The following is a 22,262-nucleotide window of genomic DNA, read 5'->3' as shown; positions in this document are numbered from 1 at the left end:
GTCAGGGCATCGAGGTCGATCAGTCCGGGCATGAGCAGGGCATCACCTGCGTGGATTTCTTCGTTTACCGGGCCGGTGTAGTCATGGCCAACGTAGTCAATGACGTCTCCGCTGTAGACAACGCACGCATCCTCCAGCAGCACGTGGTGTCCGTTGTGATGGCCCAGCACATAGCGGGCAGTGACCTTGGTGGGCACGGCTACTCCTCTTTCTGACGGCGAAGATCCCGAAAGATACTCTCTGGTATTCCAAACAGTACATTATTTGTGATTTACATCGCATCAATCCTGATCTAGTCTATTTTGGTATACAAGAACTCCGGAGCCAGCTCCTTGGATCATGAATCGAGCAGAACCGTTGACCCAGTTACAGTCCGAACCCAGCATCGGCAGCCCGCCGCTTCCTCCGGCAACGTCGCCGGAGGGCAAAGCAGCCGCACCTGCCGAGGCCCGCTCCCTGCTCGCCACCGCATGGATGCGGATCCGGCGGAGCAAAATCGCCCTCCTGAGCCTGTGCGTTGTTGTGGCAATCATGTTGTTCGCCATCCTGGCTCCCGTTTTGAGCGCACTGTCCGGCAACGATCCCTACACCTCCAACACCAGCCCGGAGGTCCTGGATGACTTTCAGACACCCGGGCTTCCCCTTCCCGGCTACATGTATCCGTCAGCCCAGCACTGGCTGGGCGTCGAACCCGGCCTGGGCCGGGACCTCTTCGCCAGGCTTGCCTACGGCGGACAGGTCTCCCTGACCATCGCCCTGCTGTCCACGGCAGTCTCCGTGGTCCTCGGAACAGTCCTCGGCGCGGCGGCGGGCTACTTCGGCGGCAAGACCGATGCCATCATCAGCCGCATCATGGACTTGTTCCTGGCATTCCCGCACCTGCTCCTGGTGCTGTCACTGACTCCCATCCTGCAGTCCAGGCTCCGCGATACCCCGCTGGGCGAAGGCAGCTTCCTGCCCATGGCCTCGCTGGTGATCATCCTGGGCTTCTTCGGGTGGGCCTACCTGGCGCGAATCGTCCGCGGGCAGGTGCTGAGCCTCCGCGAGCGCGAATTTGTGGAAGCCGCCCGATCCTTTGGCGCTTCCCACCTCAGTGTCCTGTTCCGGCAGATCATTCCCAACGTCATGGGCGTCGTCCTGGTTTATGCCACCATGCTGATCCCCACCAACATTTCGGCAGAAGCCGCCCTCTCCTTCCTGGGCGTCGGTGTCAAGGACCCCACACCGTCGTGGGGACAGATGCTCAACGCCGCCCAGTCCGGCAACTGGTACCTCAGTGATCCGTGGTTCCTTGCCGTCCCCGGCATCATGCTCATCGTCACCGTCCTGGCCTTCAACCTCCTGGGCGACGCCGTCCGCGACGCCCTTGACCCCAAGTCCTCCCGCTAGCAAATTTCGCACTGACCCTCATCCCCGCATCGCCTTACACCCTCACAAGGAGCACCATGAAAACCCCTGCAAGAGCTCTGGCACTTTCGGTGTTGATCGCCATGGCCGCCACCGGCTGCGGAGCCGGCCAAAGCCAAGCCGGCAGTTCACAGACGGCCGGATCAGTCACTGAATTGGCGCCCAACGTGGTCAAGTCCGGCTTCAACGGCAAGGGCGGCAACATCAACGTCCTCATGTCATCGGACTTCCAGACCCTGGACCCGGGCAACAGCAACTACGTACAGACTGCCAACGTGGGCCAGCTCTACTACCGCACCTTGACCATGGCCAAGGAAACAGCCGGTCAGCCACCAACTGTGGTCCCGGACCTCGCCACGGATACCGGCAAGGTCTCCGATGACGGCCTCAGCTGGACCTTCACGCTGAAGGAAGGCGTGAAGTTCGAGGACGGCACGCCCATCACGTCCGCCGACATCAAGTACGGCGTGGAGCGCACCTTCGCACAGGACGTCTTCACCCAGGCGCCCCAGGAATTGAATGCAGCGCTCGACGCCGGCGGGTACAAGGGGCCGTACAAGGATCCGGCCGCTGTGCTCAAGGCGGTGGACACACCCGATGACCGCACAGTGGTCTTCCACCTGAAGAAGCCGTTCGCTGAGTTCCCGGCTTTGGCTTCGCGCTCCAACACGGCCCCGGTGCCGAAGGCCAAGGACACCAAGCTGGACTACACCAACCATCCCGTCTCCTCAGGCCCTTACATGGTGGAGTCCTACAACCGGGGCAAGTCCCTGAAGCTGGTCCGCAACCCTCACTGGGACCCCGCCACCGACCCCAACCGTTCTGCGCTTCCGGACACCTTCAGCTTCTCGCTGTCCACGTCCCAGGCCACCATCAGCCAGCAGCTCCTGGCCGATTCAGACCCCAATGCCATCACGTTGGATTCCAACGGCGCCCTGCAGACCTCGGATTCTGCCAAGTTGGCCGATGCCAAGGTCAAGGACCGGGTAGCCTCGGGTCTCCTGGGATGCAACGATGTCCTGAGCCTGAATACCGAGAAGATCAAGGACCCGGATGTCCGGAAGGCCATAGCGTTGGCGCTGGACCGTCAGTCCATCCTGGTCCAGTACGGCGGACGGCGCTTTGGCGAGATTACCCAGAGCCCGTTGAACTCCAAGATGCGCGGCTATGTGGAGACCGAGCTGGAGCTGGACCCCACCGGCAAGCCCAAGCTGGAGGAAGCCAAGAAGCTCCTGGAAGGCAAGGACTACCCCAAGAGCCTCACCTACGGCTACGCCAATAATCGGGATGCTTTCAAGAACACGGGCACGGTGGTGCAGCAGAACCTGAAGGCCTTGGGCATCGAGGTTGAACTGGTGGCAATTCCGGCACCGAACTACTACTCCATCCTGGCCAGTGAGCAACTCCCGGACATGGGCCGTTCCGGTTGGTGCGGCGGTGCTGACCCTGCTTCCATCCGCACCTCCGCGGATCCCCTGCTGGGCCCGAACAACGAAGGCACCAGCTATGGCTTCTCCAACACGTCCCGCTACTTCGATCCCATAGTTTCCAAGGCCATGTTCGATCTCCGCAACACAGACGGCACGTCCGAGGAACTGGGCAAGAAGTGGTCCGAGGCGTTCGGATCTGCGTTGAAGACCTACCCGATCGTCCCGCTCATCCGCAGCCACACCAACAGCGTGGTGGGTTCGAACGTCCGCAATGCCCAGGTGGGCTACTTCTTCGGCGGCATCGACCTCTCGATCGTCGGCGTCGAGCAGTAACAGGGCCGCGAAAACTATTCGGGCATAGTCCAGAAGGAGAAGCGGGCCGCCTGCACCAGCGGGCGGCCCGCAACCACCACCATGATGACTTTCATTCTTCGCCGGACCGGATCCCTGGTCCTGCTTCTCGCCGCAGTCAGCTTCATCACCTTCACCCTCTTCCAGTTAGGCCCCTCGGATCCTGCAGCTGCAGCCTGTGGGCAGGAATGCACTCCGGAACGCGTCGCCGAGGCTCGTGTTGCCTTGGGCATGGACCAGCCTTTCCTGGTCCAATACGCCGACTACATTCGCGGACTGTTCTCCTCGCGGATGATCGGCGCCCCTGGCGCCCAGACCCTGTGCGAGTGGCCCTGCTTGGGCAAGTCCTTCCAAACCAATGAGAATGTAGCGGACATCATTGCCCGCTCACTCCCCTACACCTTCTCCATGGCCATCGGCGCGTTGGTGCTGTGGACCATCACCGGCGTGGGCCTTGGTCTTTTGGCTGCCCTGCGCAAGGGCTCGCCGATGGACAAGTTCATTGTTGGCGCTGCCTCCGTGGGTGTCTCGCTGCCCATCCCCGTGACGGGACTGTTCCTGCTGCTCCTGTTCGTCAACCAGCTCCACCTGCTGCCGTTCACCACCAACGAGATCAACAGCCCCTTCGGCCCCCAAGGCCCCGGAGCGTGGGTAGCCAACTACCTGCTGCCGTGGATTGCGTTGGCTGTCCTGTTCAGTGCTTCGTACATCCGGGTCACCCGCACCAACATGATCGAGACGTTCGGTGAGGACTTCATCCGGACAGCCCGCGCCAAGGGCCTGGCACCTCGCACGGTCACGTTCAAGCACGGTGTGCGGGCCGGCATCACCCCTGTGGTCACCATGCTCGGTATGGACATCGGCTTGCTGCTGGGCGGCGCGGTCCTGACCGAGCAGATCTTCTCCGTCCCCGGATTGGGCTTCACGGCAGTCCATGCCGCGATTTCCGGCGACCTCCCTGTCACCATGGCCATCACCATGCTGGCCGCGTTCTTCGTGATCGTCGCCAACGTTGTGGTGGACCTTGCCTACGCCGCCATCGATCCCCGAGTGAGGCTCCAATGACCCCAGCGCACACCATGACCCAGCCGGCGGGCGCGCCGGGCGGCACCAGCACCGCACCTTTCCTGGAGGTCCGCAACCTCACCGTGAAATTCCCTACGGACGACGGCGTGGTCTCCGCAGTGAACGGCATGGACTTTACCCTGGAACGCGGCCAGACCCTTGGGATTGTGGGTGAGTCAGGATCCGGAAAATCCGTCACCAGCCAAGCGCTCATGGGCTTGCTCAAGGGCACCTCGGCCCAGGTCACCGGCACTGCGATGTTCCAAGGCAGGGACCTGGTTGCCCTGCCGGAATCGGCCATGCGCCGGCTGCGTGGCCGCAACATCGGCATGATCTTCCAGGACCCGCTCTCAGCACTGCACCCCTTCTACACCGTGGGACACCAGATCGCCGAGGCATACCTGGTCCATAACAAGGCGAGCAAAAAGCAGGCCCGGGCGGCCGCCGTCGACATGCTGGGACGGGTGGGTATCCCCAGTCCCGATCAGCGTTATGACGAGTATCCCCACCACTTTTCGGGCGGCATGCGGCAGCGTGCCATGATCGCCATGGCCTTGATCTGCGAGCCGGAGCTGTTGATTGCCGATGAGCCCACCACTGCCTTGGACGTGACGGTCCAAGCCCAGATCCTGGACCTGATGTCCGAGCTCCAGGAGGAAACCAACTCCGCGCTGATCCTCATCACGCACGACCTCGGGGTGGTGGCCGAGGCCTGCGACGACGTCCTGGTCATGTACGGCGGTCAATGCGTGGAGTCCGGCCCGGTTGATGACATCTTCTACGACACCCGGCACCCCTACACCCTGGGCCTGCTCAACTCGATGCCCACGCTGACCAGTTCCTCCGGCAGGCTCAATCCCATACCCGGCCAACCGCCGTCGCTCCTTGACCTGCCCAAAGGCTGCATCTTCAGCGCGCGGTGCCAATACGCCGAACTCGCCGGCGACGGCGTCTGCGTCAATCAACGCCCTGAACTGCGGGTCAAGGACGGGCACGGCACCCGGTGCCACTTGAGCGGCCCGCAGATCATCACCATCCGGAATTCGCGTTAGGACCCGTCATGGAACGTCAGCCCATCCTCCAGGTGGAGAACCTGCAGAAACACTTCCCCCTGAAGGGCGGCCTCCTTCCAGGGGCTGCCAAACGCTCGGTCAAAGCGGTCGACGGCGTATCGTTCAGTCTCGCCCGCGGGCAGACTTTGGGGCTCGTAGGCGAGTCCGGATGCGGTAAGTCCACCACTGGCCGCATGGTGGCACGCCTCCTGGATCCAACCGGGGGGCGGATCGTGATCGACGGTGTGGACATCAGCGGGTTGCGGGGCAAGGATCTGTACAACTTCCGGCGCAAGGTCCAGATGATCTTCCAGGATCCCTTTGCCTCCCTCAATCCCCGGCAGACCGTGGGAACCGCGATCGCAGCTCCCATGGTGGCGCAGAAAATCAACCCGCCGGGTGGCCTCAAGAACCGGGTCAAGGAGCTGCTGGACCAGGTGGGACTCAAACCGGAGCACTACAACCGGTTCCCGCATGAATTCTCCGGTGGGCAACGACAACGCGTGGGCATTGCCCGGGCCATTTCACTGAATCCGGCGGTGATCGTGTGCGACGAGCCAGTGTCCGCGCTGGACGTCTCCGTCCAGGCCCAGGTGGTGAACCTGCTGCAGCAGATCCAACGCGACACCGGTGTTTCCTACATTTTCATCGCCCACGATCTCTCGGTGGTGCGGCACATCTCCCACGACGTCGCCGTGATGTACCTGGGCAAGATTGTTGAACAGGGGCCGCGCGAGGCTTTGTTCAGCCACCCGGGACACCCATACACCAAGGCGTTGCTCTCCGCGGTACCGCTGCCGGATCCCCGCGCCGCGCGGGAACAGGTGAAGATCCGGCTTCGTGGTGACCTGCCCTCACCCGCCAACCCACCCAGCGGCTGTGTCTTCCGGACCCGATGCCCGCTGATCGGCACCCTGCCTGAGGATCAGCGCCAACGCTGCATCGACCAGATCCCCACACCAGCCACGCCTGCTGCCCCCGCCTGCCACCACACAGGTATGGCGGCATCAGTGCTGGCAGGCGTGCAATAGATTCACTATCGAAGGAGTACCCATTGAACACCCTGATTCTCGCCGCCCGTCCTTGGGGACAAGGGCTCAGCGATGTGAGCATCGCTGACGGCAAGATCACCGCCGTCGAACCCCATGACCCGGCCCGCAGCGTTCCGGACGGTGTCACGCTCATCTATGGCCGGGGCCGGATTCTGCTGCCGTCCTTCTCCGACGTCCACGTCCACCTTGATTCCACGCGCATCGGCTTGCCGTTCCGGGAACACACCGGCGGCCCGGGTGTCTGGACCATGATGATGAACGACCGCCAAAACTGGCGCAACGCCGAGGTCCCGCTGCAGGATCGTGTGAACGACACCTTGGGACGGATGATCGCACGCGGCACCACGCGGGTCCGCTCCTACGCGCAGGTTGACGTGGACTGTCGCCTGGAACGCTTCGACGCCGTTGCTGCCGCGAAGGAAAAGTTTGCCGGCCAAGCGTCGGTGGACATCATTGCCTTCCCCCAAGCCGGGCTCTTGCTGGAGGAGGGCACTGTTGAACTGATGGAGGAGGCGCTCAAGGCCGGGGCCGACGTGATGGGTGGCATTGATCCCTGTACTTTGGACCGGGATCCGGCGAAGCACCTGGACATCGTCTTTGGCTTGGCGGAGAAGTACCAGGTGCCCATCGACATCCACTTGCATGAACCCGGCGAGCTGGGGGTCTTCAGCACCGACCTGGTGCTTGAGCGCACCCGTGCACTGGGCATGCAGGGCAAGGTCACCATGTCCCACGCCTACCAACTGGGCAGCGTCAACGAGGCCACCACCCGCAGGCTGATTGATGCGTTCGCGGAGCTGGACGTTTCCCTGGCCTCTGTTGCTCCTTCGGCTGCCGGGCAGTTGCCCATCCCCCTGCTGACCGAAGCCGGGGTACGGCTGGGCCTGGGCGAGGACGGCCAGCGCGACTACTGGTCCCCCTACGGCAACACCGACATGCTGGACCGCACCTGGCAGCTCGCTTTCACCCACGGGTTCCGCAAGGACGAGCTGATCGAGCACTGCCTGGCCATCGCCACGATCGGTGGCGCCAGCATCCTTGACCCAAACGCAACCAGGCTCAAAGACACGTCCCACCGGCCCGGCGTCGAGCTTGGCGATCCTGCCGACCTGCTGCTGGTGGACGGCGAAACGGTGGCGTCCACTGTCATGGACCGCGGCAAGGACCGGACTGTGATCCACCAAGGCAAGATCGTGGCTGACCAGTTGGAGTTGGTCTAGCCGCCCCCGCATACCCGCCTTTGTCCCGTCCTCCCGCAGTTGAACGCGGGGATGATCGGAACAGGGCGGGTTTCGGCGTTAAGAGTTACTCACTCCGCGCTGTGGGCGCATCATCCAGCGGCGTCCACCACGTGACTGGCGGCGTCACTGTGAAACGGCGGCCCGTCACCGCACTGGGTGTGATGCGGATGAACTGGTCCTTTTGCCCGGCCTCCCAGGGGAAAAGGAGCAGCCCCACGGTGTCCAGTACGTCCTGGGTCAGCTTCACGGCGGAAGCCTGGCCTTTGACCACCACACTCCATGCCACACCGGTCTCCGGATTAACTCCATCAGCCTCAATGGCTACGGGAGCATCGCTGAGGGCAGCATGGAGCTTGGTGCCTTCTCCCGTCCGGAACACCATGGAGCCGTGGTCCACCTTGTAATTTACGGGGAAGATGTCCGGGTGGTCATCCACTACAACTGCAAGCCTGCCTACGGAGACACCCCTGAGGAGCTCCCAGCATTCGTTGGTTTCCAGGATTTCGGTGGCGGGCTTGCCTGGCTGATCGGTCCCCGATGGTGAGTTCGTCATACCGCCGAGGATACGCCGCGCAGGTGCGCCCGGACAGGGCAGGGCATCCCGGATGGGTAGGGCTACCGAACCAAGCTGTGTTTGGACGCAAGGTCAGCTGGTGCCGGTGCCCGCCCAACACTGACCAGCGGACCGCGGATGGCGAGGAACCCGGCGATGGCCAGCACCACGGCTTCAGCGGCGAGCGCCAGGAACGTCACTTCCCAACCACCGGTCATGGTGTGCAGCAATCCCGCTCCCAGCGGGCCGAGCGATGCCACGGCGAATCCGATCCCCTGGCTCATGGCGGAGAGCCGTCCTGCCGATTGGGGTCCGGCCGTGCGGATCACCACCAGGGCCATGGCGAGTCCGAAGCCTGCGCTCTGGACTACCCCGAGGATCCCGACCATGAGGAATTGCATTTCAGCCGGCGCTGCCAATACGCCCACCAACGCAAGCGCCACCGACAGCCCGAGCCCCGGCGCCATGAACCTCAAAATGCCGGGCCTGCCTGCGAGAACAGGAGCCAGCAAACTGGCCGGCAGCCCTGCGAGGCTGAACCACGCGAGCAGGGCGGCCGACTCTGCAGCCGGGATTCCCCGGGACACCAGATACACCGCCAGCCAGGAAGTGATGGCGAAGTACAGCATTGCTTGAAGGCCAAAAAACGCCGTCACCGCCCACGCGGTGCGCTGCTTCCTGAGGGGCAACTCCGGCGCCAGGGGCAGCGCCGGCTCAGTGAGGACAGGCTCGGTGTTGCCCGGCTTCGTGGTGACAGCCGACGACGCCGTGTCCCCGGCCGCCGCGCGGTTGGCACCCTCCGCTGGGGTACCTGCCGCCGTGGTACCTGCCACATTGGCACCTGGCGTCGAGGAACCTGCCGCCGTGGAACCTGCCGCCGTGGCGCTTCCTGACCGTTGGATAAGGAGGGCACCTAGGAGGGCGGGCAGCGCCCATACGGCCAAAGCCCAAGGCAAGCTGCCGCCGAGGAGGTGCTGCAGTGGCTGGACCAGTCCGGCACCCAGGGCGGCGCCCAACCCGAATCCCATGGTGCACAGGCCTGTCCACCATCCCGTGCCCCGGTTTGCTTTGACGATTTGAGGAATCAATACGCTGGCACTCATGATGGCCATGCCGGCCAGGAAGGTTCCCGGGAGGAGAAGGGCCGGGACCATCACACGGACAATCAGCGCCAAGGCCAGGACCACCAATGCAAGGGCAACGGCCCGTCCGGTACCCAGGCGCCTGGCCAGCCACGGCCCAATGGGACCTGAAACCCCAAAGGCCAGCACCGGCAACGTTCCCAGCAGGGGCAGCAAAGCGGCGTCCAGCCCGAAGACCACCGGCACCTGGTTCATGACTCCGGCAATGGTGGTGATGGCGGGTCGAAGATTGACCGACACCATCACCAGCGCAAGCAAAACCAACCCCGTTGTCAGCCTCAGACCCAGTCCAGCGCCACCCTGCCGCTTCTCGCGCACGTCATTCCCCTCATAGCAACTTTGGTATACCAAGTAAGCCTATGAGTAGAACGGGAGAAAGTAAATGCCGCCAAACAAGGCAGCGATATACAACAGTGATCCACGCTCGATAACTTTGGAATACCAAGGAACCCGGGGGTGGCCCCCAATAGCCCGCAAACATGAGAGAGCGTCCGACCAAACCACCCCAGGATGTGAGAGAGCGTCCGACCAAACCACCCAGGGATGTGAGAGAGCGTCCCGCAGGGCCGGAACGCGGCAGCGCGCGTCTAAGGGAGGAACGACCGAGCGCGCCGAGCGTACGGCCCTGCGGGACGGCCCTGCGGGACGGCCCTGCGGGACGGGCCTGCGTTCCGGGCCTGCGTTCCGGGCCTGCGGGACGGGCCTGCGGGACGGGCCTGCGGGACGGGCCTGCGGGACGGGCCTATCCCTAGATGGCCTTCCCCGGGTTCAGGATCCCCTGCGGATCGAACAGCTCCTTGATCCGCCGCTGCAGCTCACGCACGGGTTCCGGCTGCTCCAACCCCAGCCAGCGAAGTTTGTATTGGCCCACACCGTGCTCCCCTGTGATGGTCCCGCCCATGTCCAGGCCCACCCGGATGGACTCATCGAGTGCAGCGTTGAGGCGAACCAGGGCGTCGGCATCGGTGGCTGGATCTACGCGGTCCATCCAGAAGGTGGGGTGCAGGTTGCCGTCGCCTGCGTGGGCCACCACTTTGAGGCGCACCTGGAACCGTGCGGCCATGGCTTCGAGTTCGGCCACGAAATCGACCAGCCGGGAGCGCGGGACTGCAATGTCTTCGCCTACCCTGAATTCGTCGTCCACCTCGACGCCACGGCTGTTGCGCCTTAGTTCCACGAGCATTTCGGCTTCGGCGCTGGCTTCAGTGGTCACGGTGGCACCGCCGTCGGCGAGGACCTGCCGGACGACGTCGGCCTCTGCAGCAGCGCCGAAGCCGTCTGTCTGGATGAGCAGGAGGGATTTGCCGCGCTTTTGGAGGTCGCCGCCGTGGAGTTCGTCGAGCTGGACCAGGGTGCCGTTGTCCAGCAGCTCCATGATGGCGGGCTGAACGCGTGCACGGCCGACGGCGAGCACTCCGGCGGCCGCCCTGCGGAAGTCCTGGTAGAAGGCGGCAATAGTGTGGACTTCGCGGGGCAGGTATTTCAGCCGGACGGTCACGCCCACCACGATTCCCAGTGTGCCTTCGGAGCCTACCAGCAGTGCGGTGAGGTCGTACCCTGCTACCCCTTTGAAGGTTTGGTGGCCGGTGTGCATGAGCGTGCCGTCAGCCATCACCACGTCCAGGGCAAGCACGGAATCACGGGTCACACCGTATTTGGCGCACCGCAGGCCCCCGGCATTGGTGGCCACGTTGCCGCCGATGGTGGACATTTTGTAGCTTGCCGGGTCCGGCGCGTACATCAGGCCGTGCCGGGCGGCTGCGGCGTTGAGGTCGGCGTTGATGACCCCGGGTTCGACGACGGCGGTCTCGTCATCGGGGTTGAGGTCCAGGATGCGGTTCATCCTTTCGAGTCCCAGCACGATGCAGCCCTGGGTAGCGTGCGCACCGCCGGAAACGCCGGTGCCCGCGCCGCGGGCGACAATCGGTACCTGATGGGCAGCACAGGTACGGACGATGTGTTGCACATCTTCCACGGACTCGGCCCAGACGACGGCCAGGGGAAGATGCCTCTCCAGCGTGGGTCCTTGATCGATGGAGTAGACGGTGCGGGTTTCTTCGTCACCGGCTATTTGGCCGGAGCGGAGCCCGTCCGACAACTCCTGCAGGAACGCTCGCTGCCCGGCAGTGTGCCGGCCCTCTTCGGCATGCCCGACCGTGCGGTCCTTGATGCGTTCCTCTGATGTACCGGCCACGGCCGTTTCGTCCGACAAAGCACTACCTCCACATGAGCGCCGCGGACACGCCAAACCGGCAGTCTTCGCAGCGTTTTCAGTGCTCACAGTCTAGCCAGAGCAGCGTGGCCCGGTTGAAGTTGCCCGGTTGAAGTTGCCCGGTTGAAGTTGCCCGGTTCAAAGGACCGGTACTGTGGTCCCGGGCATTGCCCAAACTCCCGCAGAGATGCCTTCAGCCCGCAGGAGAACATTGTCGACGCCGGATGGCCCGGCAGGGGCCGATGTCACCTTTCCGCTCCGGTGCAGTGGCGCGGCCAGCAGTGCTGCACGCTGGGCATTGCCCAGAGCGGCATGGTCGAGGACCACCTCGGCAGTATTCCTGGCGACAAACACCAGCACTGACGACTCTGACGTTTCCCGGACGAACACCATGGCATCGCCCGCGGCGTGCAGCCATCGCACCCCACCCTCGGTCAGTGCCGGCAGGTCCCTCCGGAGCCCGGCAAGGTGTGAGTAGTGTGATCTCAAATCCTGCACGAGGTCATTGCCAACCCACGGCATGGGCGTCCGTGAGTCCTCTCCGTTGTACCCTTCAAAACCAAACTCGTCACCGGCAAACATCACCGGAACTCCTGGCAGGCAAAAGGTGAGAACAGCACCCACTTCCGGGCCGCCGTCGACCATGACGGTGGCTGCCCGAGCAGTGTCGTGCGTGTTCAGGGCGTTCATATTGTTTTGTCGCACAGCCCAGCTAAATCCCGCGGTGAGGTCCTGGTGTGTCGCGAGGAAGTCTTCAGCCGGGATCCTGTTGGGTCCGCTCTGCGGCGAGCCGAAGAAGTTGACGTTTGGAGCGTCCTTGGCGAGCCAGGACCAGAGCGGACGGGTGAGGTTGGAGTAGGTCATGGCACCCTGCCAGTGTTCCCCGGTGACATCGGCCGCGGCATCGGAGGTGGACTCAGCCAGGAGGGCTGCGTTGGGGTTGACCTCCCGCACCCGCTCCGCGATGAGTCCGGCAACCTCATGGTTCAGGTCCACAGCCCCAAGGCGTCCGGTCATGTTGCCGACGTCGATCCTCCAGCCGTCCAGGTTGAACGGCGGCTTCAGCCAGCGGGCCACCACGGAGTCCTCGTCCGTAATGAAGCGTCGGCGGAGGGCTGCCGAGGACCAGTTGAATTTCGGCAGGGACGGCACACCCCACCAGGACTCGTAGCTGGAGTGATCCGGGCTGAAGTAGTAGTACCCGGCTTCCTCGGATCCAGGGTCGGCGAGCGCTTTGACGAACCACTCGTGAGCGGCGCCCGAGTGGTTCGCGGTGAGGTCCCCCATCACGCGGATGCCCCGGGAGTGCGCGGCTTCCACCAGGTCCACCAAAGCCTGGTCCCCGCCCAGGAGCGGATCCACCGAATCAAAGGTGGACGCGTCATAGCGGTGGTTGGATCGCGCCGGAAAGAAGGGCGTCAGGTAAAGGACATCGACGCCCAAAGCCTGCAGGTGGTCCAGTTTTCCAGCGACACCTGGCAGGTCTCCCCCATAGAACTGGGTGGATGCTCCTGTGCCCGTCCCCACCACCGGTTCGTTCCACGCGCATGCGATGGCCCAATCGGGAATGGGATGGCCGTCGGCTTGGGCGGACCGCGCGAACCGGTCCGGGAACACTTGGTACATGGTGCCCTTCCGCAGCCACTCCGGGGCCGGGACAAAAGCGGTCAGCCTGAAGTCCGCCGCATCTGAGACATCCCGGCCGAACAAGCCTTGGGCATTGAGGTTCCAGTAGCGCCGCCCGGAACTGGAAGCGGCACCAACAACCGGGCCGGCGGCAGCGGCGCCGTCGTGCGTTTCAGTAACTTCCAGCAGGAACCGGTACTTGGCCACGGGGTTGGCCACCAGCATCGCCGCTTCCCACCAGTCCCAGCCGTCGGCGGAGCCGAGCCGGATGGCGGCGTCGTAGCGGGGCTCGCCGTCCTGGATGGAACGGACCCACACTTTCGACGCCGGCCCCCACCCCTGCGGGACACGGATGCGGAGCCTGACGGTATCGCCAAGGGACACGGCCCCGGGTTCAGGGGTGGATACATAGAGCGTCGAGCCGTCATGGTGCGGAAGGACGATGGGCATTCTCAGCCTTTCACGGAGCCGGCGGTCAGCCCGCTGACGATGTACTTCTGCAGGAAGAGGAACAGCGCCATGACCGGGATTGCCGCGATCACTGCGCCGGCGGCGAAGACGCCCCAGTTCTCGGAGCGCTGCTGGGCTACATAGGAGTAAAGGCCGACGGCGAGTGTCTGGCTGTCGGGGTCGGTCAGCACCACGCTGGCAATCACGAATTCGCTGGAGATGCCAATGAAGGCAAGCAGCCCCACCACCGCCAGGATGGGCGTTACCAGGCGCAGGATGATGCCGAAGAAGATTTGCACATGGCTGGCACCGTCAATTTTCGCCGCTTCATCCAGCGACTGCGGAACAGTGTTGAAGAACCCGTACATGAGGTAGGTGTTCACGCCCAGCGCACCGCCAAGGTAGACCATGATGAGGCCCAGCTGGCTGCCCAGCCCCAGCGCGGGAATCACCTGGGAGATTCCACTGAGGAGCAGGAAGATCGCGACGACGGCCAGCAGCTGCGGGAACATCTGCAGCAGCAGGAGCGTCAAAAGACCCATCCGGCGGCCTTTGAAGCGCATGCGGGAGAACGCGTAAGCGGCCATGGCGCCGAGGAATACGGTGGCAGCCGAAGTTACCGTGCCAACTATCAGCGTGTTCACGAACCACCGGCCGAAGGGCCGGGTGGGGTCGCTGAAGAGTGCCACGAAGTTTCCGGTGTCGAACCTGGTGAACAGCCCGTTGGAACCCACCAGGGTGCCGTTGGAATCCAGGGCAGCGGACAGGACGTAGAGGAGCGGGAACACCGCGAAGATCGTGGTGACGATTCCCACGACGTGCCGCCAGCCTTTGTCCTTGAACCAGACCCCGAACGGACGCCGCTTGGGTACCAAGGGCGAGGGGTCGTCGTCGAACGTTGTTTCCTTGCCTGCGGCGAGTGTGCGTACGCTCATCAGTTCACGTCCTCGAGTGCTTTGGTCTGCTTGAAGCTGATGGCCGAGATAGTGGCCACAATGATGAAGATGATGATGGCGAGCGCGCTGGCCAGGCCGTAATCGCGCCCTGTGCCTTGGCCGAACGCCACTTTGTACACCAGCGTGATCAGGATGTCCGTGGATCCAATGTCCCGGTCCGTGTCCGCGAAGCGCGGCCCACCGCCGGTCAACATGTAGATGACGTTGAAGTTATTGAAGTTGAAGGCGAAGGACGAGATCAGCAGCGGCGCCACCGACACCAGGAGCAGCGGCAACTTGATGGAACGGAATACCCGCCAGGCAGAGGCACCATCCATCCGCGCTGCCTCGTCTATTTCAGAGGGAAGTGATTGCAGGGCGCCGGTACAGACCAGGAACATGTAAGGGAAGCCGAGCCACACGTTGACCACCAGCACACTGATCTTGGCCAGGACGGGGTCTGTCAGCCAGCCGATGTTCGCGCCGCCCAACAGTGTCTGGTTCAGCCAGCCGAACTCGGGGTTCAGGATTCCGGACCACACCAAGCCGGATAGGAATGCAGGGAAGGCGTACGGCAGGATCATCAGGATCCGGTAGGCCTTCTTGCCGCGAAGGTCCTCGCGGTTGAACGTGGTGGCCAGGAACAGGCCCATCACGAAGGTCAAAGCAACAGAGGCGATGGAGAAGGTGAACGTCCACAGGATGACGCCCAGGAGCGGGCCACGGAGGCTGGGATCCGTGAACGCCCGGACGAAGTTGTCCATGCCCACGTCAATCTTCCAGCCTGTTGCCAGGGTCTCTCCCTTGGAGTCGGCAAACGCGCCCTTGCCGTTGTCCCGGTATTCGGTCCCGGTGTCCGTGTCCGTGAACGTGTCAGTGGCGGCGTCGTAGTTCAATGCCGGCTTGAATTGATATGCGGTGCTGCCGTCGGCTGTGCGCAAGGTTCCATCGGCGGGATCAGCTGAGACGGGGACCGTAATCTTCAGGATCTCCTGTTGGTTGGCCACGATCTCCTGGAACTTCAGCGTCTGGTAGCCCGGCAGGGAGTTCGCTTTGCCCGTTGAGTCCTTGCCGGCGTCCGGGGCATCAGTGAGCGGCTGTTCCGTACTGCCAACCTGGGCCTTTCCGGCAGGATCGGTAAACAGCATGTAGAAGTCGTTGCCCTTGGTCAGGACGGCTGCCTTATAGGCAGGAGAGTCCGGGACGCGTTTCTGGGCTGTGAGTTGGATGGCCGAAATGGCATCTTCCTTGGTGCTGTTGTGCCCATCGCCATAGTTGGTGAACGCGATGTAGCCGCTGAAGACCACCACCAGGACCTGGAACACCAGCAGGAACAGCACCCCGGGCGCCAAGTACTTGGCCGGCAGCCCGCCCTTGCGGAGATAGATCCAGTTGATGGCCAGCACCACCAGCGCGGACACCGCCAGCGCAGCCCACGATTGGCTGAGGAAAAGCATCATCAGGACATAGACCGCGAAAGCATCCACAAGTCCCAGCAGGACAACCTTGAGGATAGTGCCCTTCAGGGAATCGGGATGGCGTATGGGCTTGGCGGGGCGCAGTGTGCCGTTGGTGCGGGTGGTGCCGCCGGAGCGAGCGCCGGTGCCGGATGGCTCAACCGGAGTCGGTTGGCCGCCAGGGGCGGGCAGTTCGCGGAGATCTGGTTTGGGCATGGTGGGTCCTTGGGTGAAGCGGTTGGCGGCAGGCAGGCAAGGCCGGGCGGTGGGGTGCCGCCCGGCCTTGGGCAGACCGGTGGAGTGGTCCGGTTGCGGTCTCAGCCGCCGATCTTGGACTTGATGCTGTCGGCCATCTTGGTCCAGGCTTCAGCGGGATCGCCCTGGCCCTTGATGATGGCGAGCTCCGTAGCTCCCCAGTCAGCCCAAACCGCACTCATTTCCGGGATGGCGGGCATGGGAACGCCGGTGGAACCGATCTTGCCGAAGGCCGCGACCACGGGATCGCTGGCGGCTTTCTCAAACGATGCTTTGAGGGCAGGCGGGCGCCCGCCTGCCGTGTACATGGAGTCCTGGGCCGATTCCGAGGTGAGGTAATTGGTGACGAACTCGTTGGTGGCCAGGGCGTTGGCGCTCTTGGCGCTGATGAAGAAGCCATTGACGCCGATGAAAGGCTGCGCGGGTTCACCGCCGGCCGTGGGCAGCTCATCTACGGCGAACTTGATGCCCTTCTTCTGGACATCCGGAACGTTCCACGGGCCTGTCAGGAAGTAGGGGGATTCGCCCGCAATGAACTTCTCCTTGGCGATGTCGCCGGTGATGTTGGAGTTGATGATCTTCTCGCCTGCATCACCCCATGCAGCCAACTTCTTAGCGAATTCGACGCCGGCAGCGTCACCGATGAGGAGCTGCTTGGCGTCGTATCCGCCGTCGGCGTTCTTACCGAAGACCTGCGATCCCATGGAGGACTGCAGCGGGTAAAGGTGGTACGGATCGCCCTGTTTCGGGTCCATTCCCACCAGGAACGGGAACGTGGCTTTGCCTTCTGCCACTGCCTTCTTGCCGTTGGCCACTACCTCGTCCAACGTGGAAGCTTTGCTGTCCACGATGCTGGTGTTGCGCAGCAAGGCAATGTTCTCAATGGCATACGGGACGCCGTAGACGGCGCCGTTGTAGGTCATCGCCTTGATGGAGGAGTCCTGGAACTGTCCGGCCTTGTCACCCAGTTCCACGGGCGCGATGACGCCGTTCTGGACGAACTTTCCGATCCAGTCGTGGGGTCCAACGATCAAATCCGGGCCCTGCCCGGTGGGTACCTGCGTAATGAAGTCGTCACGTACGGCGGCGAAGTCTTTGACTACCAGCTTCACTTCGATGCCGGTGTCCGACTTGAATTTCTCGGTAATGTCCTTCAGCGCCGGCGACCGCTCGGCGTCCACCCACATGGTGATGACGCCTGCGCCTGCCGCTTTGAGGTCCGGCTTGGCTGCTTCCGAGGTGGGTGCAGTGGAGGCGCTTCCACCGCAGGCGCTCAGCGCCAAGGCTGCGGCCACGGAGATCGCCCCAGTGGCGAAAATACGCCGGGTGGTTTGAGTCGCGAGGGTATTGTGCACCTTCATTGGTGTCCCTTTCGTTCTTTTCTGCTTCGACGCGAAGGGCTCCAGGCCCGCTCAAACGCCGGTGATATGGCTCACAACTGCAAGCGCTTCCACAGACTACAGGTCCAATTGCTGATTTGGGAAGCCTGCATCTTGCGGAACCCCCGAAGACAGCACCCTTAGGACTGGAAACGTTTACATTTTTCAGGAAACTCTTTTACGATGTGTTCATGTCCGTTGATTCAATGCTCTCGGTTGCGACCCATGAGCCCACTGCAGCCTTCACGCATCTGACCCCGGTCCACGACGCCTCCATGGCGCACGGATGGTGGCGTTCCGCTGTGATCTACCAGATCTACCCGCGCTCTTTCCGCGACCTCAACGGCGACGGCGTCGGTGACCTGGCTGGTATTACTGCCGAGCTTCCCCAGCTGGCCGGATTAGGCGTCGACGCTGTGTGGCTGTCGCCCTTCTACCGCTCGCCCCAACGGGACGCCGGGTATGACGTCAGCGACTACTGCGACGTCGATCCCTTGTTCGGCACCCTGGCCGACTTTGATGCCCTGATCTCCGAGGCGAACAGGCTCAACCTGCGCGTCATCGCAGACCTCGTTCCCAACCACTGCTCCGACCAGCACGTGGCCTTCCAAGCCGCGCTCACCGCGGGCGCGAACAGCGCGGAGCGGGACATGTTCATCTTCCGGGACGGCCAGGGGCCGGACGGCAATGAACCGCCCAACAACTGGCAGTCCCATTTTGGCGGCCCCGCATGGACCCGCATTACCGAGCCGAACGGCCAACCAGGCCAGTGGTTCCTGCACCTTTTTGATTCCTCACAGCCTGACTTCAACTGGGATAACCCGGCGGTTCACGCCGAGTTCGAACGCGTTCTCCGCTTCTGGCTGGACCGCGGCATTTCGGGCTTCCGCGTTGATGTCGCCCACGCCCTGGTCAAGGCTGCCGGCCTGCCCAACTGGGGCGGCCGCGCCGACGGCAACAGCTCGGACGGCTTCCCCGGCCAAGACGCTCCAATGTTCGGCCAGCCTGCCCTTCATGACATCTACCGCCGCTGGCGTTCCATCCTGGAAGAGTACGGCCCGGATCGCATCCTCTGTGCCGAAGCCAATGTGGATCCTCTCCCCCGGCTGGCCCAGTGGGTCCGCCCCGACGAGATGCACCAGGCCTTCAACTTCCCCTACCTGCATGCCGGCCTGGACGTGAACCGCCTCCGCCACATCATCACCGACTCCCTGGTGTCCCTTGACGCCGTGGGAGCCCCCAGCACCTGGGTTCTGTCCAACCACGACGTTGTCCGCCATGTCTCGCGCTTCGGCTACGACGGACCAGGACCCCGCGACGGCGACGGCATCGGCCCCGACGACGCCCAACCCAATGAAGAACTCGGACGACGCCGGGCTGCAGCGGCCACCATGTTCATGCTGGGACTCCCGGGCGGCGCTTACCTTTACCAAGGCGAAGAGCTGGGCCTGCCGGATTCCTCCACCATTCCCGGCAACTTGCGCCAGGATCCCACCTTTGCCCGCACCGGCGGAGCCCGCATCGGCCGCGACGGTTGCCGTGTGCCGCTCCCGTGGCGTTCATCAGAACCCCACTCCGGGTTCGGTAGCGGCATGGACCCCTGGCTGCCACAGCCCGAGTCCTGGCCCGCACTGGCGAGGGATCAGCAGGAGTCCGATCCGGCGTCGCACCTTAATCTGTACCGTGCCATGCTCGCTGAACGCGCCGCGCTCCGGCTCGGTGAAGGCTCCCTGGCCTGGGTGGAGGATTACTGCACCGGATCCTCATTGGCGTACCTCAACGGAAACACGCTGGTGATCATGAACGTCGGCTCCGAGTCCCTCCCGCTCCCGGCCGGCGCAACCATCCTGCGAAGTGCCTCGGGATCGGGGTCGGATCAAGCGGATTCAAATCAACAAGCCTCGGATCAACTAGGCTCAGGAGAGACAATCTGGCTGACAGTCAGCTGATTTTTTCACCAAGGAGCGGCATGACGGGCATCAAGGACGTAGCCGAGCGCGCAGGGCTGTCCGTTGCCACCGTCTCACGGGCGCTTAGCGGCAAGGGAAATGTATCTCCCACCAGCCGCGAGCGTGCCCGCTCCGCTGCTGCCGAACTGGGCTTCGTGCTTTCCTATCACGCTTCAAGCCTGGCCTCGGGGCGCACGCACAACGTCGGCCTGGTGGTGCCCTCGGTCCACCGCTGGTTCTTCTCAGCGGTGATCGAGGGCGCGTCGGCCGCGCTGCTCGAGGCCGGCTATGACCTCACCCTCTATAACATCGGCGAAAACACCGAGCACCGGCACAGCGTCTTCAATGACTTCCTGCTGCGCAAACGGGTGGATGCGGTGATTGCGGTATCCCTGGAACTGAGCGAAGCCGAAATCCAACAGCTGCACGCCATGCACCGGCCAATTGTGGGCATCGGCGGTCCACTGCCGGGAGCATCAACCATCAGGATCGATGACTCCTCGATCGCCCGGAAGGCCACCAATCACCTGCTGGGCCTGGGGCACAGCAAAATCGCGCACATGACCGGCAACGAGGCCTACGACCAAGACTTCCATCTTCCCGGAACCCGTCGGAGCGGATTCGAGGAAGCAATGAACGACGCCGGTTGTCCCGTCAGGCCCGAATGGATCGTTTCCGCGGACTTCACCATTGAAGGCGCCTACGCTGCTGCCAGACAGTTGCTCGCCAGCGCCCCTGACAGGCCCACTGCCGTCTTCGCCGCTTCGGACGAAATGGCCATCGGCACCATCCTCGCTGCCCGGGACTTTGGGCTCCGCATCCCTGATGACCTTTCAGTCATGGGGATCGACGGCCATGACCTGGGCAACGTCCTGGGCCTGACCACCATTGACCAGGACGCGAAAGGCCAAGGCGCACTGGCCGTCCGCACACTGCTGGGTGCGATCACCAAAGGCATGGTCCTGGAACCTGCAGATACCGAACATCCCACCAAACTGGTGGTCCGCTCAAGCACCGCCGTACCCAGGGCAGTGACCCCCTAGGGGCGACCCCCTGTGCCCGGCGATGACGCGCTATGGCAGCCGGCGCTGCATGGTCAACTCGCGTTTGGATGTGTCCTGGGGGTAGGGCCTGCCGGCACCCGTCGTCTCGAAGCCGTGGCGACGGTAGAAGGCAAGCGCCCTTGAGTTCTCTTCATGGACTCCGAGCTCCATGCTCCCGGCCGAGAGCTCTTCAGCTGCGGCTTTGCAGGCCTCTTTGAGGAGTTCGTCAGCCAAGCCCAAGCCCCGATGCCCAGGAGCGACGTAAACACTGATCAGCATGGCCTGCAGCGGCTTCTCCGGGTCCTGTGGATGCTTGAGCACTACACGCATCAACGCGCAAAGTTTGCTGCCGTCCTGGCCTGAATCGGCTACCAAGGTAAAGCTGCTGTCTCCGGACATGGCAGCTGCGCGCTCCTGCCACTGGGTATCGGTCTGCCGGCGGGCTGCCTCGAGGCTCTCAACATAAGCCATGGGCGTGTCCTTGAGCATCTCCAACCGGACCTCGCGCAACAAACGCCAGTCACTAGCTTGGAGCCTGCGGATCCTAGGCAACGGCTCCGCCCATGAACCTCACATAGCAGTCCAACACCTTGGGCCAGCCCTCGGCATAAGAAGCCCTGGACGCCGCAGGATCCTCGGCACCCTCCCAACCATCGTGGATCAGGCGAACTTCAGTACCCTCACCCACTGCGCCGAAAACCACCCTGATCTCGGTGGACCACAGCGGCGTTCCGGCCGGGTACCAGCTGGCATGGAAGGACAGCGGGGGCTGCCAATCGTCGATAGTCCCCCACACCGCTGTGCGGCCATCCTCGGCCGTCTCAAGTATGAGGTTCTCCTCGAACTCAACATGGGAACCGGCACCGAAGACGCTCTCCCGTTCCAGCGGCCACCACAGGTGCGGGTGATCAGTGAAGCCCTGGAAAGCATGCGAAACGGTGGTCGGCACCACAACAGTGAAGATGAGGGGATCCAGGGCATCGCCGTCCTGCCGGGAGGATTCGGGTTCAGAGGCCGGGTGGCTGAAGAGGTTTTCCATGACCACCAACTCTACCGGCGTATGAAGGCGCAGCTTGGATCAAGAGGCAGCTTAAATGCGAGAAGCCCCGACCTGTGGTCGGGGCTCCTCGTCTAATTTATGTCCGGCGGTGTCCTACTCTCCCACACCCTCCCGGGTGCAGTACCATCGGCGCTGTGGGTCTTAGCTTCCGGGTTCGGAATGGGACCGGGCGTTTCCCCCACGCTATGACCGCCGTAACTCTGTTACCCGTCCCGGTCCATCAAACCCTGTTGGGGGTGTGGTTTTCCTGGGTGGGAAGTTTGGTTACAACTGTGGTGCTTGGTTGTTATGTAGTTGTTTGGTTCCGGCAACCCGTGGCGGGTTGTTGTTCGGGAACCACATAGTGGACGCGTGCAGTGTGTTGTGTGGTGTAAGTTGTTGGCCTATTAGTACCGGTCAGCTTCACGAGTCTTTAGTCCTCGCTTCCACATCCGGCCTATCAACCCAGTGGTCTGGCTGGGGGCCTCTCACACATAAATGTGTATGGAAATCTCATCTTGAAGCGAGCTTCCCGCTTAGATGCTTTCAGCGGTTATCCCATCCGAACGTAGCTAATCAGCGATGCACTTGGCAGTACAACTGACACACCAGAGGTTCGTCCGT

At 63.2% G+C, this 22,262-nt stretch carries 17 protein-coding genes, 2 rRNA genes and 1 pseudogene; 8 read left to right on the top strand and 12 right to left on the bottom strand.

Features of this window, described 5'->3' with window-relative positions:
• A pseudogene (locus HP499_RS05975) lies at positions 1-197 on the bottom strand (N-ethylammeline chlorohydrolase); the annotation flags it as partial.
• Between the two features lie 142 nt (positions 198-339).
• On the opposite strand from HP499_RS05975, the gene HP499_RS05970 reads away from it, so the two are divergent.
• The 6 genes from HP499_RS05970 (at position 340) to HP499_RS05945 (ending at position 7,577) form a co-directional block, all read left to right on the top strand.
• Positions 340-1,389 carry an ABC transporter permease gene (locus HP499_RS05970; RefSeq protein WP_172322976.1) on the top strand — a complete coding sequence of 350 codons (1,050 nt, stop codon included), beginning with the start codon at positions 340-342 and terminating at the stop codon, positions 1,387-1,389.
• A gap of 56 nt (positions 1,390-1,445) precedes the next feature.
• Positions 1,446-3,170 (top strand): ABC transporter substrate-binding protein, encoded by a 1,725-nt coding sequence (locus HP499_RS05965; protein WP_172322975.1) that lies wholly within the window; start codon positions 1,446-1,448, stop codon positions 3,168-3,170.
• Positions 3,171-3,251: 81 nt separating this feature from the next.
• Positions 3,252-4,253, top strand: a complete 1,002-nt coding sequence (locus HP499_RS05960; RefSeq protein WP_172322974.1) for an ABC transporter permease — start codon at positions 3,252-3,254, stop codon at positions 4,251-4,253.
• Positions 4,250-5,305 (top strand): ABC transporter ATP-binding protein, encoded by a 1,056-nt coding sequence (locus HP499_RS05955; RefSeq protein ID WP_253951429.1) that lies wholly within the window; start codon positions 4,250-4,252, stop codon positions 5,303-5,305. Before HP499_RS05960 ends, HP499_RS05955 begins: the two co-directional genes overlap by 4 nt.
• An 8-nt stretch (positions 5,306-5,313) precedes the next feature.
• Positions 5,314-6,336: an ABC transporter ATP-binding protein gene (locus HP499_RS05950; RefSeq protein ID WP_172322973.1), complete on the top strand. Its 1,023-nt coding sequence runs from the start codon at positions 5,314-5,316 to the stop codon at positions 6,334-6,336.
• Between the two features lie 23 nt (positions 6,337-6,359).
• Positions 6,360-7,577: an amidohydrolase family protein gene (locus tag HP499_RS05945; RefSeq protein ID WP_172322972.1), complete on the top strand. Its 1,218-nt coding sequence runs from the start codon at positions 6,360-6,362 to the stop codon at positions 7,575-7,577.
• 85 nt (positions 7,578-7,662) lie between these two features.
• On the opposite strand, the gene HP499_RS05940 is transcribed toward HP499_RS05945, so the two are convergent.
• The 7 genes from HP499_RS05940 to HP499_RS05910 form a co-directional block, all read right to left on the bottom strand.
• Positions 7,663-8,151 (bottom strand): pyridoxamine 5'-phosphate oxidase family protein, encoded by a 489-nt coding sequence (locus HP499_RS05940; protein WP_172322971.1) that lies wholly within the window; start codon positions 8,149-8,151, stop codon positions 7,663-7,665.
• 62 nt (positions 8,152-8,213) lie between these two features.
• Positions 8,214-9,611, bottom strand: a complete 1,398-nt coding sequence (locus HP499_RS05935) for an MFS transporter (RefSeq protein WP_172322970.1) — start codon at positions 9,609-9,611, stop codon at positions 8,214-8,216.
• Between the two features lie 430 nt (positions 9,612-10,041).
• The gene (locus HP499_RS05930) at positions 10,042-11,505 is read right to left on the bottom strand and encodes an FAD-binding oxidoreductase (RefSeq protein ID WP_172322969.1); all 1,464 of its coding nucleotides are present in this window, start codon (positions 11,503-11,505) and stop codon (positions 10,042-10,044) included.
• A 138-nt stretch (positions 11,506-11,643) separates the two neighbouring features.
• Positions 11,644-13,581, bottom strand: a complete 1,938-nt coding sequence (locus HP499_RS05925; RefSeq protein ID WP_172322968.1) for a glycoside hydrolase family 13 protein — start codon at positions 13,579-13,581, stop codon at positions 11,644-11,646.
• A 2-nt stretch (positions 13,582-13,583) separates the two neighbouring features.
• Complete coding sequence (locus tag HP499_RS05920) at positions 13,584-14,516, bottom strand: sugar ABC transporter permease (protein ID WP_172322967.1); 933 nt, start codon at positions 14,514-14,516, stop codon at positions 13,584-13,586.
• Positions 14,516-16,189 (bottom strand): ABC transporter permease subunit, encoded by a 1,674-nt coding sequence (locus HP499_RS05915; RefSeq protein WP_172322966.1) that lies wholly within the window; start codon positions 16,187-16,189, stop codon positions 14,516-14,518. The genes HP499_RS05920 and HP499_RS05915 overlap by 1 nt, the downstream gene beginning before the upstream one ends.
• Positions 16,190-16,290: 101 nt before the next feature.
• On the bottom strand, positions 16,291-17,589 hold the full coding sequence (locus HP499_RS05910) for a maltose ABC transporter substrate-binding protein (protein ID WP_172322965.1): 1,299 nt from the start codon (positions 17,587-17,589) through the stop codon (positions 16,291-16,293).
• Between the two features lie 209 nt (positions 17,590-17,798).
• On the opposite strand from HP499_RS05910, the gene HP499_RS05905 reads away from it, so the two are divergent.
• Both HP499_RS05905 and HP499_RS05900 read left to right on the top strand, forming a co-directional pair.
• On the top strand, positions 17,799-19,556 hold the full coding sequence (locus HP499_RS05905; protein WP_253951428.1) for a glycoside hydrolase family 13 protein: 1,758 nt from the start codon (positions 17,799-17,801) through the stop codon (positions 19,554-19,556).
• 20 nt (positions 19,557-19,576) lie between these two features.
• Entirely contained in the window at positions 19,577-20,599 is a 1,023-nt protein-coding gene (locus HP499_RS05900) for a LacI family DNA-binding transcriptional regulator (RefSeq protein WP_172322963.1), read from the top strand.
• 30 nt (positions 20,600-20,629) lie between these two features.
• Here the strand turns inward: HP499_RS05900 and HP499_RS05895 are convergent, their stop codons facing one another.
• From HP499_RS05895 to HP499_RS05880, 4 genes are all read right to left on the bottom strand, one after another.
• Positions 20,630-21,151 (bottom strand): GNAT family N-acetyltransferase, encoded by a 522-nt coding sequence (locus HP499_RS05895; protein ID WP_375154241.1) that lies wholly within the window; start codon positions 21,149-21,151, stop codon positions 20,630-20,632.
• Positions 21,144-21,638, bottom strand: coding sequence for an SRPBCC domain-containing protein (locus HP499_RS05890; RefSeq protein ID WP_172322962.1), 495 nt, complete (start codon positions 21,636-21,638; stop codon positions 21,144-21,146). The genes HP499_RS05895 and HP499_RS05890 overlap by 8 nt, the downstream gene beginning before the upstream one ends.
• 101 nt (positions 21,639-21,739) lie before the next feature.
• Positions 21,740-21,856, bottom strand: a 5S ribosomal RNA gene (gene rrf, locus HP499_RS05885).
• Positions 21,857-22,024: 168 nt separating this feature from the next.
• A 23S ribosomal RNA gene (locus HP499_RS05880) occupies positions 22,025-22,262 on the bottom strand; the annotation flags it as partial.

The sequence above is a fragment of the Paenarthrobacter sp. CM16 genome, from assembly GCF_013179505.1.
Taxonomy (GTDB): domain Bacteria; phylum Actinomycetota; class Actinomycetes; order Actinomycetales; family Micrococcaceae; genus Arthrobacter.
The sequence above is the reverse complement of the archived record's forward strand: the minus strand, read 5'-3'. Positions and strand labels throughout refer to the sequence as shown.

What these genes read in the sequence shown, in the direction of transcription:
- HP499_RS05970 (WP_172322976.1), top strand. Translation starts at nt 340, where the DNA reads ATGAATCGAGCAGAACCGTTGACCCAGTTACAGTCCGAACCCAGCATC.
- HP499_RS05965 (WP_172322975.1), top strand. Translation starts at nt 1,446, where the DNA reads ATGAAAACCCCTGCAAGAGCTCTGGCACTTTCGGTGTTGATCGCCATG.
- HP499_RS05960 (WP_172322974.1), top strand. Translation starts at nt 3,252, where the DNA reads ATGATGACTTTCATTCTTCGCCGGACCGGATCCCTGGTCCTGCTTCTC.
- HP499_RS05955 (WP_253951429.1), top strand. Translation starts at nt 4,250, where the DNA reads ATGACCCCAGCGCACACCATGACCCAGCCGGCGGGCGCGCCGGGCGGC.
- HP499_RS05950 (WP_172322973.1), top strand. Translation starts at nt 5,314, where the DNA reads ATGGAACGTCAGCCCATCCTCCAGGTGGAGAACCTGCAGAAACACTTC.
- HP499_RS05940 (WP_172322971.1), bottom strand. Translation starts at nt 8,151, where the DNA reads ATGACGAACTCACCATCGGGGACCGATCAGCCAGGCAAGCCCGCCACC.
- HP499_RS05925 (WP_172322968.1), bottom strand. Translation starts at nt 13,581, where the DNA reads ATGCCCATCGTCCTTCCGCACCATGACGGCTCGACGCTCTATGTATCC.
- HP499_RS05920 (WP_172322967.1), bottom strand. Translation starts at nt 14,516, where the DNA reads ATGAGCGTACGCACACTCGCCGCAGGCAAGGAAACAACGTTCGACGAC.
- HP499_RS05915 (WP_172322966.1), bottom strand. Translation starts at nt 16,189, where the DNA reads ATGCCCAAACCAGATCTCCGCGAACTGCCCGCCCCTGGCGGCCAACCG.
- HP499_RS05910 (WP_172322965.1), bottom strand. Translation starts at nt 17,589, where the DNA reads ATGAAGGTGCACAATACCCTCGCGACTCAAACCACCCGGCGTATTTTC.
- HP499_RS05905 (WP_253951428.1), top strand. Translation starts at nt 17,799, where the DNA reads ATGTCCGTTGATTCAATGCTCTCGGTTGCGACCCATGAGCCCACTGCA.
- HP499_RS05900 (WP_172322963.1), top strand. Translation starts at nt 19,577, where the DNA reads ATGACGGGCATCAAGGACGTAGCCGAGCGCGCAGGGCTGTCCGTTGCC.
- HP499_RS05890 (WP_172322962.1), bottom strand. Translation starts at nt 21,638, where the DNA reads ATGGAAAACCTCTTCAGCCACCCGGCCTCTGAACCCGAATCCTCCCGG.